Here is a 13,671-nt window from a genome sequence, read left to right as displayed (position 1 = left end):
AAATCCAGTTAGCGGGCGAGATGGCCGAGATCGCGCAGGGCCGAGAGGACGGGCAGCAGCGGCAAGCCGAGGATAGTGAAGTGATCGCCCTCGATCCGCTCGAAGAGCTGCGCGCCGAGCCCTTCGAGCTGATAGCCGCCGACGCTGGAGAGGATGGCCGGGCCGGCGGCTTCGACATAGCGAGCGATGAAAGCGGAATCCAACGGCCGCATCGTCAGCCGTGCAGTTTCGCAGCCACGCGCCAGGACCTCCCCGTCCCGCGCCAGCGCGAAGGCGGAATGCAGCTCATGCCTCCGCCCTGCGAGAGACGCGATCTGGCTGCTTCCCGACGTCGCGTCCTCCGGTTTGTGGAAGGCCACGCCCTCGCAGGTCAGGGTCTGGTCGGCGGCGAGCACGATCCGGCCGGTCCGTTCCTGCGAGACGGAGAGCGCCTTGGCTTCCGCCAGAGCCGCGGCAATCCGGTCCGCCGTCACCCCTTGCGCGGCCAGCGGTTTTTCGACGGCACGCTCGTCGATACCCGGCTTGACGGTCTCGACCGGAAGCCCGGCGGCGACCAGCATGTCGCGGCGGGTGACGCTGCCCGAGGCGAGGATAAGTGGCGCCGGCGATAGCCACAGCCGCGTCATGTCGCGATGAACTTCATACGGTGGTCGCGCAGCAGATCGAGGATCGAGGCGGCCGTCTCCTCGATCGAGCGGCGCGTCACGTCGATCACCGGCCAGCCCTTGCGGGCGCAGAGGCGGCGCGACTGGGCGACCTCGTCGGCAACCGCCGCCGGGTCGACATAGGGCGTCTCGTCATCGGCGCGCAGCGAGAGCAGGCGGTTCTGCCGGATCTGCACGATGCGGTCGGGGCTCGCGACGAGCCCGACGATCAAGGGTTTCCGCGCCCCGTCCAGCTCGACCGGCAGGGGCACGTTCGGCACGAGGGGGATGTTCGCGGTCTTGATGCCGCGATTGGCGAGGTAGATGCTCGTGGGCGTCTTCGAGGTGCGGCTGATGCCGACAAGGATCACGTCGGCGCTCTCGAGGTCCCCGCCCATCTGGCCGTCATCGTGCAACAGCGTGTAGTTCATCGCGTCGATGCGGCGGAAATATTCGGTGTTGAGCACGTGTTGCGCGCCCGGTTTCGTCGCCGAGGTCTGGCCCAGATAGGACTGGAACAAGGACAGCACCGGCTGGAGAACCGACAGGCAGGGACAGCCGAGCTCCCGGCAGAAATTCTCCAGCTTCTCCTGCCACTCCGGCTCGACCAGGGTGTAGAGCACCACGCCGGGCGAGGATTCGATCTCGGCAAGGACGCGGGCGAGCTGCGCTTCTGAACGCACCAGCGGATAGACATGCTCGATCGCCGAGACGGTTTCATATTGCGCGGCCGCGGCGCGGCTGACCGCGATCAGCGTCTCGCCGGTCGCGTCGGAGACGAGATGAAGGTGGAAGTAATTGCGAACCACGGCAGCCCTCGCGGTGAAGCTCGTTTCACCTCTAACGCGAGATACGGCTTTGGCAAATCGGCCTCGCCGATCCGGAGAGCCGATGGGTTATCCCATGGCATCGGGAGTGATGTGGATAAGACTCGCAAGCGACGGGCCCGGGCGCTGCCCCTGTACAACTCGGCCCAACGATCAACAGGCCGGCGGCTGTGCATGGTAAAGAAAGTGTTTCACGTGAATCATTCCGACGGGTCGGAGTGAACCGCCGGATTCCATTCGTTAAGAAAGCCTTAACGGCTTTGGTCCGAGTGAACCGACCGCGACCTGCTGTCCCACCGCCTGTGGAACGGTTGTGGACAGAATTGCGGCGGGCTATCTCCCCTGCCCAAGAGTCAAAGAAAAAGAGTCTTTCTAAGAATCTCTTTGCTTTAATAGAGGATGTGAGATGGATCGCCCGGCAGGCTCTGTGACGACCGAGACACCTGCTATCCTGCGGGCACTTTCAGGCGAGGTTCTGTCGAAGCCGCCAATCTGGTTGATGCGGCAAGCCGGGCGTTTTCTGCCGGAGTACCGCGAGGTTCGGGCGCGTGCCGGCAGCTTCCTGTCGCTGTGCTACAATCCTGAGCTGGCCGCCGAGGTGACGCTCCAGCCGATTCGCCGATTTGGTTTCGACGCGGCCATCCTCTTTTCCGACATTCTCGTGGTGCCTCAGGCGCTGGGCCAGAAGCTCTGGTTCGCGGAGGGCGAGGGGCCGCGTCTCGAACCCGTCGATACGCAGGAGAGGCTCGCAGCCATCGATGAGTTGGCGGATGACGGCAAGCTCACGCCGATCATCGAGACCGTGCAGCGCGTCCGCGGTACCCTGCCCAGGCAGACCGGCTTCATCGGCTTCTGTGGCGCGCCCTGGACGGTGGCGACCTATATGGTCGCCGGCCGCGGTACGCCGGACCAGGGGCCGGCGCGCGCGCTCTTTGGCAGGAACCCGGCGTTGTTCCAGGAGATCATCGACCGGATTGTCGCGGCATCGATCACCTATCTCAACGCCCAGATCGCCGCCGGGGTCGACGCGGTGCAGATTTTCGATAGCTGGGCCGGCGTGCTCGCTCCCGAGGATTTCCAGCGCTGGTGCGTCGCGCCGACGAAACGGATCGTCGACGGGGTTCGGGCGGTGCATTCGCAGGTCCGCATTATCGGTTTCCCCCGAGGGGCCGGCCGGCTGATTCCGGATTATGTCCGGGGAACCGGCGTCGATGCCGTCGGCCTCGAAAGCGCGATCGACCGGGATTTCGTGCGTGACGAGATCCAGTCGCTCGTGCCGGTGCAGGGGCACCTCGATCCGCAGATCCTTCGCGCTGGCGGGCCAGAGCTAGAGCGGGAGACGGAGGCGATCCTGGCCGCTTTCGGTTCGGCTCCCTTCGTGTTCAATCTCGGCCACGGCATCCTGCCGGACACGCCGATTTCCCATGTCGAACGTCTGCTCAGGGCAGTGCGCGGCTGAAAGGCTCAAGCCATGTATGAATGGATCAAGGCTTTCCACGTCATGGCGGTCATCTCCTGGATGGCCGGAATGCTCTATCTGCCGCGATTGATGGTCTATCACGCCGAAGCGCAGATCGGCTCGATCCAGTCCGAGACCTTCAAGGTCATGGAGCGACGGCTGCTCAAGGGCATCATCAATCCGGCGATGATCGCGACCTGGGTGCTCGGGCTCTACCTCGCCTGGTACGCTTTCGCCTTCAAAGGCGGCTGGCTCCACGCCAAGTTCCTGCTCGTCATCCTTCTCTCCGGGATCCATGGCGTCCTGTCCCGGCGGGTGAAGGACTTCGCTGCGGACCGAAACACCAAGTCGGCGCGCTACTATCGCATTCTCAACGAAGTGCCGGCGTTGCTCATGGTCTTCATCGTCATTCTCGTCATCGTGAAGCCGTTCTGACGGGAGCCGTCGTTTCCCGCTTGAGCCCAGCGACATTTCCCGTTATCAGAATGCCACGCTTCTCCAGCGTCCTCCCTGTTGTCGACTGTACGTGAGCCCGCTGCCCCGCAGCAGCTCATGGCGCACAATCCCCCCGCGCAGGTTCGGTTCGAACCCAAGTCGATCACTCCAGTACCATCCCCACCCCGCCTTAGCGGGGCGTTAGATCCGGGTGCCCCATGCGGGAAATCAAGCTCCAAGAGCTCAAGAGCAAGTCTCCGACCGAACTGCTGACCTTTGCCGAGGAGGTGGAGGTCGAGAACGCCAGCACCATGCGCAAGCAGGAGCTGATGTTCGCCATCCTCAAGCAGCTCGCCGCGCGTGAGACGGAAATCCTGGGCGAGGGCGTCGTCGAGGTGTTGCAGGACGGCTTCGGCTTCCTGCGTTCGCCCGATTCGAACTACCTGCCCGGCCCGGACGACATCTATGTCTCGCCTTCGCAGATTCGGAAGTTCGGCCTGCGCACCGGCGATACGGTCGAGGGGCCGATCCGCGGGCCGAAGGATGGCGAACGCTATTTCGCCCTGCTCAAGGTGAATACGGTCAATTTCGAAGACCCGGAGAAGATCAAGCACAAGATCCACTTCGACAACCTGACGCCGCTCTATCCGGATCAGCGGCTCAAGCTCGAGGTGCAGGATCCGACCAAGAAGGATTTCTCGCCGCGCGTCATCGACATCGTGGCGCCGATCGGCAAGGGCCAGCGCGCCCTGATCGTGGCGCCGCCGCGCACCGGCAAGACCGTGCTGCTGCAGAACATCGCGCAGTCGATCACGACCAATCATCCCGAGTGCTATCTGATCGTGCTGCTGATCGACGAGCGGCCGGAGGAGGTCACGGACATGCAGCGTTCGGTGAAGGGCGAGGTCGTGTCCTCGACCTTCGACGAGCCGGCGTCGCGCCACGTCCAGGTTGCGGAAATGGTGATCGAGAAGGCCAAGCGCCTGGTCGAGCATGGCCGTGACGTGGTGATCCTGCTGGATTCGATCACGCGTCTCGGCCGCGCCTACAACACCGTCGTTCCGTCCTCCGGCAAGGTGCTGACCGGCGGTGTCGACGCCAATGCGCTGCAGCGCCCGAAGCGCTTCTTCGGCGCGGCCCGCAACATCGAGGAAGGCGGCTCGCTGACCATCGTGGCCACCGCGCTGATCGATACGGGATCGCGCATGGACGAGGTGATCTTCGAAGAGTTCAAGGGCACCGGCAACTCGGAAATCATTCTCGACCGCAAGGTGGCCGACAAGCGCATCTTCCCGGCGATCGACATCATCAAGTCCGGCACCCGCAAGGAAGAGCTCATCACGCCGCGTTCGGACCTGCAGAAGACCTATGTGCTGCGCCGCATCCTCAACCCGATGGGCCCGCAGGACGCGATCGAGTTCCTGTTGGACAAGCTGCGCCAGACCAAGCAGAACTCGGAATTCTTCGATTCCATGAACACCTGACCGGCTGGTTCCGGCCACTCAGACCCGTTCGATCCGACGCCGCCGCTCTGCGAGGAGCGGCGGCGTTTTCGTTTGGCCGCCATTGGACTCCGCAGGAGCTATCGGCCGGCGGCGATGGCTTCGGCCAATCGATTCGGATCCGTGACGGGCGGCAGGCAACGGCCCTCGAAACAGATGAAGGCAGCGCCACGCCCGGCCTGTCGCAGCATGGCGGAAGCCGGATGATCCGGCAGCAAGGCCTCGCCATCCGGGCAATCGACCAGGATCGTCGTCGTGTAGGGCAGGCTGCGCGCCGCGGCATGGAAGGCTGCGCGGTCGGGCCCGGCGAGGACGATCTCGACGCCGTTGCGCGCTAGGTCGTAGGCGTTGAGGACCGAGCCATGAGCCATCGGTGCGCGGCCGGCGGCCTGCAAGGCCGCTTTCATCAAGGCCTGGGCTTGCTCCCTGTCCGTCGGAGCGCCGGTCTTGGCCGCGAGCCGCACGAGATTGGCGGCATGGACACCGAGCGCATTGGGTACCGCGTCGTCGTGAGTCGGCCTCGGTAGGACTGGCAGCTCTCCCGATTCAGGCCGAGTCATTCCGAGGAGGCCGGTGTCTGCATCCCGGTAGTGCCGATCGAGATGCCGTGACCAGCGCCGCGCGTCTTCGAGGTAGTGCTGCTCCAGCATCGAATCGTGCAAAGCAAGGGCTGCATCGATCATGGCGGCGTGATCCAGGGCGAAGCCGGGCCTGATCAGCCGTCCGAGGCGGTAGGAATGGGCGAGGCCATCGCCATCCGCCATCGATTCGGCCACGAAACGGTAAGCGCTTCTGGCGAGGTCAAGCCAATGCGGCTGATCCAGCAAGCCGGAAGCGCGGGCGAGCGCGGCGATCATCAACCCGTTCCAATCGGCGAGGATCTTGTCGTCCCGCGCCGGAGGTATGCGCAGAGCCCGCTCCGCGAGCAGCCGCTCCTTCATTGCGGTGAGGCGTAGCGCGGTTTTGGCATCAGGGTCCGGCGTATCGAGCCGGTTGAGGATGTTGGTTTCCTCCCAATTGCCATGGGCGGTGACATTGTAATGCCGGGCGAACAACGCGGCATCGTCCGGCCCGAGAAGCGCGGTGATCTCGGCCAGGGACCAGACATAGAACTTGCCTTCGACGCCTTCGGAATCGGCATCGAGGCTGGCGGCGAAGGCGCCTTCCGGCAGAAGCATCTCGCGCTCGAGCCAGTTGACGATTCCGGCCGCCGCATCCCGCGCCAGCGTGCTTCCGCTGCGCTTCGCCTCGAGGGCATAGAGCGGCAGGAGCTGCGCGTTGTCGTAGAGCATCTTCTCGAAATGGGGCACGAGCCAGCGCCCATCGACGGCATAGCGGGCGAAGCCACCGCCGAGATGATCGCGGATGCCGCCACGGGCCATCCGATCCAGCGTCAGAACGCCCGCCTGCAAGGCGGCTTCGGAAGCCGGCTGCCGGGTTCCCGCGCGCCAGAGTGATTCGACCAGTCCGGCATTCGGGAATTTCGGCGCACCCTTGAAGCCGCCATCGATCGGGTCGAAAGCGCTCGCGATCTGCGCGGCGAGATGGTCGAGATCCGGCTCCCCGATAGCGGCGAGCGTCACGGTTTCGGCCCGCTGCAACGCTTCACGGATCGCCGCGGCATTGCTCGCGATTCGCTCCGGCTCGCGCTGGAAGATTGCGGAAAGCTGTCGCAGCACGGCCGTGAAGGACGGCCGGCCGTGGCGGGGCTCCGGCGGGAAATAGGTGCCCCCCCAAAAGGCGTCGCCATCCGGCGTCAGGAACATGGTCAGTGGCCAGCCGCCGTGTTCGCCGAGGCTGTGCAGCGCGGTCATGTAGACATGGTCGATGTCCGGGCGCTCCTCGCGATCGACCTTGATGTTCACGAAGAGCTCGTTCATGACGGCGGCGGTCGCCGCATTCTCGAAGCTCTCATGCGCCATGACATGGCACCAATGGCAGGCGGCATAGCCGATCGAGAGCAGCACGGGGCGGTTGCTGCGCCGGGCTTCGGCGAAGGCCTCCGGGCTCCATTCCCACCACTCGACGGGGTTGTCGCGATGCTGGAGCAGATAGGGGCTGGCAGCGCCGGAGAGGCGGTTCATGCGGCAGTCCTTCCTGGCGCGGGGTGGGCGCCATGAGCGGTCACGACCCGCAATCTACCATTGTCGCGCTGTCCTCGGCACCCGGTCGGGCCGGTGTCGCCGTGCTGCGCGTATCGGGGCCACGTGTTCGATTCGCTCTCGAAACGACGGCCGGAATCATACCGCAGCCGAGGCTGGCGACCTTGCGGGTTCTGCGCGATGCCGAGGGCCAGGTGATCGACCGGGGACTCGTTCTGTTCTTCCCTGGCCCTACCAGCTTTACCGGCGAAGATATCGTTGAATTTCATATACATGGCTCGCGTGCGGTGCTTGCGGCACTACTGCGACATCTCACGGCACTACCGGGTTTGCGGCTGGCGGAAGCCGGCGAATTCACCCGTCGCGCCTTCGAGGCCGGCAAGCTCGATCTGGCGGCGGTGGAGGGTCTCGCCGATCTGATCGATTCGGAAACGGAATGGCAGCGGCGGCAGGCCTTGCGCCAGATGGACGGCGCGCTCGGCGTTCTGGCGGGGCAATGGCACACGCAACTGCTGGAAGCCATGACGCTCCTAGCCGCCGAGATCGACTTCTCCGATGAAGGCGATGTCGAGGGGCCCCTGCATGACGAGGCCATGCGGATCGCAGCTAGCGTCCTGGGATCACTGCGCAGGGCACTCGGCAGTTTCGCGATGGGCGAGCGCGTGCGCGAAGGCTTCGTCGTCGTCCTGGCGGGCCCACCCAATGCCGGCAAGTCGAGCCTGCTGAATGCGCTGGCGCGTCGCGATGTGGCCATCGTCTCGCCCGTTGCCGGAACGACGCGGGATGCGCTCGAGGTCAGGCTCGACCTCGATGGCTTGCCGGTCATCCTGATCGACACGGCCGGTCTGCGGGAGAGCCTCGATCCGATCGAGGTGGAGGGTGTCAGGCGCGCTCGCGCGCTGCTGGAGCGCGCCGACCTCGTCCTCAGCCTGCGCGGGATCGATTCGGAGCCGTACCGGACGGCGGAAGAGGTTCCGCAGATCCCTGTCGCGACGAAGGCCGATCTTGGCGGAACCGTTCTGCCTGGCGAGCGCGCCATTTCGGTGAAGAATGGCGAAGGGCTGCCGGAGCTTCTTGCGGCCATCGGGGAGTATCTGCGCGGGCTCGGGCAAGGTGAGCCCGCGTTGTTGACGCGGGAGCGCCACCGCATCGCAGTCGCCGACGCCATCGCCGCGCTGGAGCGCGCGACCAAATCCGTGGGTGCACCGAGCGAATTGCTGGCCGAGGATATCCGCCTTGCGGTGATGGCGCTGGAGCGGCTGGTGGGACGCATTGGCGTCGAGGATGTGCTGGATCATCTCTTTGCCGGGTTCTGCATCGGCAAGTGAGGGCCGTCCTGGGTCCGGTGGTACAATCGGCGATTGACCGGTACCCTTTGCTTCGCTAGCGAAAACCCATGTCATCCCTCGCGCAAACCTACGATGTCATCGTCGTCGGCGGCGGCCATGCCGGGACGGAAGCCGCTGCGGCCGCGGCGCGGTTCGGCGCGCGGACCGCGCTGGTGACGCACAAGCCCGAAACGATCGGCGTGATGTCCTGCAACCCGGCGATCGGCGGGCTCGGCAAAGGGCATCTCGTGCGCGAGATCGACGCGCTCGACGGCATCATGGGGCGCGCTGCCGATCGCGGCGGTATCCAGTTCCGCATGCTTAACCGCCGCAAGGGGCCGGCGGTACGCGGTCCCCGGGCTCAGGCCGACCGCAAGCTCTACCGATTGGCGGTGCAGGATCTGCTGGCGGAGCAGCCGAATCTCGATGTCATTGCCGGTGACGCGTTCGATATCGAGGTTCAGAACGGGCGTGTCTCGGCAGTTCTGCTCGCCGATGGACGTCGATTCGCTGCCGGAACGGTCGTGTTGACGACCGGGACGTTTTTGCGCGGTCTGATTCATATCGGGGAAACCAAGATTCCGGCGGGGCGCGTCGGGGAGGCGCCGTCACTCGGCCTCTCCGCGACGCTGGAGCGCCATGGCTTTCCGCTGGGCCGGCTCAAGACCGGCACCCCTCCCCGCCTCGATGGTCGCACGATCGACTGGGCGGCGCTGGAGATGCAGCCCGGCGACGAATTGCCCGAGCCGTTCTCGGCGCTGACCGAGAAGATCACCAATCCGCAGATTTCATGCGGCATCACCCGCACGACCATGGCCGGTCACGACCTGATCCGCGCCAATCTCCATCGCGCGCCGATGTTCTCGGGGCAGATCGAGGGGCGCGGTCCGCGCTATTGTCCCTCGATCGAGGACAAGGTCGGCCGCTTCGGCGACCGCGACGGCCATCAGATCTTTCTCGAGCCGGAAGGTCTCGACGACGACACCGTCTATCCCAACGGTATCTCGACCTCGTTGCCGGAGGATGTTCAGCGCGACCTGCTCAAGACCATTCCGGGTCTGGAACGAGCAGCGATGCTGCGGCCGGGCTACGCGATCGAGTATGATTTCATCGATCCGCGCGCATTGAACAACACCCTGGAGACACGCGCCATTGGCGGGCTCTTCCTGGCCGGGCAAATCAACGGTACGACGGGGTATGAGGAGGCCGGGGCCCAGGGATTGCTGGCTGGCCTGAATGCGGCACGCCGCGCGAGCGGGCGGGAGCCGGCAGTCTTCGACCGGGCGCAATCCTATATCGGCGTTCTGGTGGATGATCTGGTGACGCATGGCGTTACGGAACCGTATCGAATGTTCACTTCGCGCGCGGAATTCCGCCTGTCGCTGCGGGTAGACAATGCGGATGAGCGCTTGACGATGCTCGGGACGGAGCTCGGCATCGTCGGTTCGGCCAGGCTGGCGGCTTTCGAGGCACGCAACGGCGCGATCGAAGCTCTGCGTTCTGAACTTCAGGGGCTGCAGCTCACGCCGCAGCAGGCGCAGATCGGGGGGATACAGCTCAACCGCGACGGCTTGCGGCGCAGCGCCTATCAGATCCTGTCCTATCCGGACGTTACCTTTGAGCAGCTGGCCGCGATCTGGCCGCAGCTTCAGGCCCATTCCGCGTCCGTGACTGACCGCGTGACGGCCGATGCCGTCTATGCGGTCTATCTCGATCGGCAGGCGGCGGAGATCCAGGCCTATCGCCGCGACCAGGCACTGAAAGTCCCGACGGATCTCGATCTCGATACGATTTCGGGCCTGTCGAACGAGCTCAAGGCGAAGCTCGCTGCGGTGCGGCCCGCCGATTTGGCACAGGCCGGAAAAATCGAGGGCATGACGCCGGCGGCCCTGACCTTGCTGGCGGCGCATGCCCGCAAAAGCCGCGCGGCGAATTTATCCACAGGCCTATCGTGACTGTTGATAAGAGCGACAGGCAGCGCGCTTTGCGCTTGACGCCTGTTTCACGTGAAACAGAGGAGCGCCTCGCCGCGCTGGTGGCGGAGCTGGAGCGCTGGCAGGCCGCCAAGAATCTGGTCTCCTCGGCCACTCTGGGGGACGTCTGGACACGGCACATCGCCGACTCGCTCCAGCTCTTCAATCTGGCCTCCGAGCGGGAGCATTGGCTCGATCTCGGCTCGGGCGGTGGCTTTCCGGGCCTCGTCATCGGCATTTGCCTGGCCGAACGTGGCATCGGCCAGATCGACCTCGTCGAAAGCAATGCCCGCAAATGCGCCTTCCTGCGTCATGCGGCGCGGGTCACCGGGGCACGGGTCAAAGTTCACAATGCGCGGATCGAGGATGCGGTCGGCGGCTTCGCCGGCAAGGTCGATGTCGTGACGGCTCGCGCGCTCGCGCCGCTTGTTCAACTGCTCGACTGGTGCGAAGAGCTGTTGAGAACCGGTGCGCTCGGTCTCTTTCCCAAGGGACAACATCTAGATACGGAATTGACCGACTCGGCCAGATATTGGAAGATTCAAGCAACAACCGTTTCTTCCGTGACCGACGACGCTGCGCGAATCCTGATGATTCGCTCGGCCGAGAGACGAGCCGATCCATGACAGACGTCATATCCGTGATCCCGCAGCGCCGTCCGCGCGTGATCGCGCTCGCAAACCAGAAGGGTGGCGTCGGCAAGACGACGACCGCGATCAATCTGGGCACGGCGCTGGCAGCCATCGGGGAGAAGGTGCTGATCGTCGACCTCGACCCGCAGGGCAATGCCTCTACGGGTCTTGGCGTCGACCGGCGCAGCCGCAAATCCTCGACCTATGACGTGCTCTGCGGGGATGTCGGCCTCGGGCAGGCCTTGCAGCCGACGGCGGTGCCGGGGCTGTCGCTGGCACCCTCGACGCTCGACCTCCTCGGCGTCGAGCTCGAGATCGCCTCGGCCAAGGACCGCGCGCATCGCCTCAAGAAGGCGATCGACGAGCTGGTCTATGATCAGCGCTGTCAGGACCTGACCTATGTCCTGATCGATTGCCCGCCTTCGCTTAGCCTGATCACGATCAATGCGATGACTGCGGCCGATGCGGTGCTGGTGCCGCTGCAATGTGAGTTCTTCGCGCTCGAAGGCCTCAGTCAGCTCCTGAAGACGGTGGAGCAGGTCAAGGCCGGGCTCAATCCGCGGCTGATCATCCAGGGCGTGGTGCTGACGATGTTCGATCCGCGCAACAACCTGTCCGGACAGGTCATGGCCGATGTGAGGAGCTTCCTCGGCGACAAGGTCTATGAGACCGTGATTCCGCGCAATGTGAGGATTTCGGAGGCGCCGTCCTATGGCAAGCCGGCGCTGCTCTACGATCTGCGCTGCTCGGGGTCGCAGGCCTATCTGCGCCTGGCTTCGGAAGTGATCAAGCGCGAGCGCACCCTGCGCGCCGCGGCCTAACAGTCAAGAACGCAGAGGTTGACAGGAATGGCGATGGCCGAAGAACAGGGGCGTTCCCGCCTTGGCCGCGGCTTGGCGGCGCTGATCGGCGATGTCGGCGAGGAAATCGGCGCGATCGAGCGGGCCCGTGGCCAGCGCCGCGTGCCGGTCGAGTTCCTGCGGCCGAGCGCGCGCAATCCACGCCGCAACTTCGCGGAAGAGGAGCTCGACGATCTCACGGCTTCGGTCCGCGAGCGCGGTATCCTGCAGCCGATCATCGTGCGTTCGATCCCGGGGATGCTCGATGCCTATGAGATCATCGCCGGAGAACGGCGTTGGCGGGCGGCGCAGCGGGCCGAGCTACACGATGTGCCGGTGATCCTGGTCGAAGCCGATGATCGTGAGGCGCTCGAGATCGCCATCGTCGAGAACGTGCAGCGCTCCGACCTCAACCCGATGGAAGAGGCGGCGGGCTATGAGCGCCTGATCGCCGAATTCAGTTATACCCAGAACGATCTGGCGCGGGTCATCGGCAAGAGCCGCAGCCATGTCGCCAATACGCTGCGGCTGTCGAAGCTGCCGGAGCCGGTGCGCGCCTTGGTCAGCGGAGGCGCCGTCTCGGCCGGCCATGCCCGTGCGCTGCTATCTGTTTCGGACCCGGAACTGATGGCGAAACGGATTGTCGAACAGGGGCTTAGCGTCCGCGATATCGAACGCATCGCCCAGGATGAGGCGCGCGGCGAGACCAAGAGCGCGGTTGCCGCAAAGCCGAAGCCCGAGAAGGATCCGGATACGCGCGCCCTGGAAAAGGCGCTGGAGGAGGCCCTCGGCCTTTCCGTCGTCATCAGCCATCGCCCCAGCGGCGCGGGCGAGGTCAAGATCGCCTACAGGACGCTGGAGCAGCTCGACGCGCTCTGCCGCCGGCTGAAGGCCTGATCAATCGGCCCGGCCATTGCGGCCGAGGCGGGCGAGTGTCCACAATGCACGGGTCGCGGTCGCGCGGCCCGTTTCGCTGTTCTGGCGGGTCGCAAGGACCGCGTTGCCGAGCAGGGCAACAGCCTCGGTCAATCTGGCGCTGGTCCAGGCGTTGAGCGCGGCCTCGGTGGTGGCGATGCGCGGATAGGGTAGCCGCATGGTGCCGACCACATCCTTGACGCCGCGTCCGGCATCGACGCTCTGCCGGGCCTTGAGCAGAGCCAGGGCCTGCCGCAGCACGGCGCCGAGCATCACGCCGGGATCGAGCCCCTCGCTGAAAAGCTTGGCCTGCGCCAGATCGAGCACCGGCAGCTTCCCGGCGAAGACGGCGTCGACCAGCATGGCTTGCTCGCGCTGGGCGGTGTCGCCGACGATGGCGTCGATATGGGCCTCCGTGACGGAGGGATCGTTGCCGACATAGAGCAGGAGCTTCTCGATCTCGCGCCGCGACGTCTGGCGGTCACCGCCGAGCAGGCCGGCGAGGTGGTCGCGGCTGCCGCGGTCGATGTTCTTGCCGGCGGTGCGAATCATCTCGTCGATGATCGAGCCCAGATCGCGGGCTGCGTCGCCGTAGCAGGGCACTGCGAGCGCGCTTTTGGCCTTCTCGCAGGCAGTGCGCAAGGGGTTGGAGCGCTGCAGGTCGCCGGCCTCGATGATGACGAGCGCGTCCTGCGAAGGCGTGGCCAGCAGCGGCTCGACGGCTGCAAGAAGCGGCTTCGACGTCGACGAGACGCGGATGGCGCGGCGGCCACCGAACAGGCCGATCGTGTTGGCCTCGTCGACGAGTTTCAGCGGGTCGGCCGCGACGGCGTCGCCATCCATGCGGATGAGCTGGAAGGCGTCGTTGGGGTCGTCGACGCTTTTGCGGGCGAGATGGCCGGCGCGCTCGGAAACGAGGCCGGCATCCGGGCCGTAGAACAGGATCAACCGCCAGGCGGGGTCGAGGCGCGCAAGCGTTCGGTCGGCTTCATGCGCCTTGATCGCGACCATGGCG

General features: G+C 65.4%; 12 protein-coding genes. 8 read left to right on the top strand and 4 right to left on the bottom strand.

What is annotated here, in order from left to right:
- Positions 1-8 precede the first annotated feature (8 nt).
- Positions 9-626, bottom strand: a complete 618-nt coding sequence (locus tag AB6806_RS24730) for a Maf family protein (protein ID WP_370955749.1) — start codon at positions 624-626, stop codon at positions 9-11.
- Complete coding sequence (locus AB6806_RS24725) at positions 623-1,453, bottom strand: pyruvate, water dikinase regulatory protein (protein WP_038359499.1); 831 nt, start codon at positions 1,451-1,453, stop codon at positions 623-625. The genes AB6806_RS24730 and AB6806_RS24725 overlap by 4 nt, the downstream gene beginning before the upstream one ends.
- A 424-nt stretch (positions 1,454-1,877) precedes the next feature.
- On the opposite strand from AB6806_RS24725, the gene hemE reads away from it, so the two are divergent.
- The 3 genes from hemE to rho all read left to right on the top strand — a co-directional run bounded on the left by hemE (position 1,878) and on the right by rho (position 4,849).
- Positions 1,878-2,930 (top strand): uroporphyrinogen decarboxylase, encoded by a 1,053-nt coding sequence (gene hemE, locus AB6806_RS24720; protein WP_142023475.1) that lies wholly within the window; start codon positions 1,878-1,880, stop codon positions 2,928-2,930.
- Positions 2,931-2,942: 12 nt separating this feature from the next.
- Positions 2,943-3,365 (top strand): protoporphyrinogen oxidase HemJ, encoded by a 423-nt coding sequence (hemJ, locus tag AB6806_RS24715; protein WP_113254747.1) that lies wholly within the window; start codon positions 2,943-2,945, stop codon positions 3,363-3,365.
- A 218-nt stretch (positions 3,366-3,583) separates the two neighbouring features.
- Complete coding sequence (gene rho, locus AB6806_RS24710) at positions 3,584-4,849, top strand: transcription termination factor Rho (protein ID WP_038359505.1); 1,266 nt, start codon at positions 3,584-3,586, stop codon at positions 4,847-4,849.
- A gap of 98 nt (positions 4,850-4,947) precedes the next feature.
- Here the strand turns inward: rho and AB6806_RS24705 are convergent, their stop codons facing one another.
- Positions 4,948-6,951 carry a thioredoxin domain-containing protein gene (locus AB6806_RS24705; RefSeq protein WP_142023474.1) on the bottom strand — a complete coding sequence of 668 codons (2,004 nt, stop codon included), beginning with the start codon at positions 6,949-6,951 and terminating at the stop codon, positions 4,948-4,950.
- Positions 6,952-6,983: 32 nt separating this feature from the next.
- Here AB6806_RS24705 and mnmE point away from each other — a divergent pair, with 32 nt between their 5' ends.
- The 5 genes from mnmE (at position 6,984) to AB6806_RS24680 (ending at position 12,638) form a co-directional block, all read left to right on the top strand.
- Positions 6,984-8,297 (top strand): tRNA uridine-5-carboxymethylaminomethyl(34) synthesis GTPase MnmE, encoded by a 1,314-nt coding sequence (gene mnmE / locus AB6806_RS24700; RefSeq protein WP_142023473.1) that lies wholly within the window; start codon positions 6,984-6,986, stop codon positions 8,295-8,297.
- A gap of 68 nt (positions 8,298-8,365) precedes the next feature.
- On the top strand, positions 8,366-10,252 hold the full coding sequence (gene mnmG / locus AB6806_RS24695; protein ID WP_142023472.1) for a tRNA uridine-5-carboxymethylaminomethyl(34) synthesis enzyme MnmG: 1,887 nt from the start codon (positions 8,366-8,368) through the stop codon (positions 10,250-10,252).
- Entirely contained in the window at positions 10,249-10,896 is a 648-nt protein-coding gene (gene rsmG / locus AB6806_RS24690) for a 16S rRNA (guanine(527)-N(7))-methyltransferase RsmG (RefSeq protein WP_370955748.1), read from the top strand. The genes mnmG and rsmG overlap by 4 nt, the downstream gene beginning before the upstream one ends.
- The gene (locus tag AB6806_RS24685) at positions 10,893-11,723 is read left to right on the top strand and encodes a ParA family protein (RefSeq protein WP_038359513.1); all 831 of its coding nucleotides are present in this window, start codon (positions 10,893-10,895) and stop codon (positions 11,721-11,723) included. The genes rsmG and AB6806_RS24685 overlap by 4 nt, the downstream gene beginning before the upstream one ends.
- A gap of 33 nt (positions 11,724-11,756) precedes the next feature.
- Entirely contained in the window at positions 11,757-12,638 is an 882-nt protein-coding gene (locus AB6806_RS24680) for a ParB/RepB/Spo0J family partition protein (protein ID WP_133561182.1), read from the top strand.
- Here the strand turns inward: AB6806_RS24680 and holA are convergent, their stop codons facing one another.
- Positions 12,639-13,667: a DNA polymerase III subunit delta gene (gene holA, locus AB6806_RS24675; protein WP_142023470.1), complete on the bottom strand. Its 1,029-nt coding sequence runs from the start codon at positions 13,665-13,667 to the stop codon at positions 12,639-12,641.
- Positions 13,668-13,671: the final 4 nt, after the last annotated feature.

The sequence above is a fragment of the Allobosea sp. RCC_152_1 genome, from assembly GCF_041360765.1.
GTDB lineage: Bacteria > Pseudomonadota > Alphaproteobacteria > Rhizobiales > Beijerinckiaceae > Allobosea > Allobosea spartocytisi.
The sequence above is the reverse complement of the archived record's forward strand: the minus strand, read 5'-3'. Positions and strand labels throughout refer to the sequence as shown.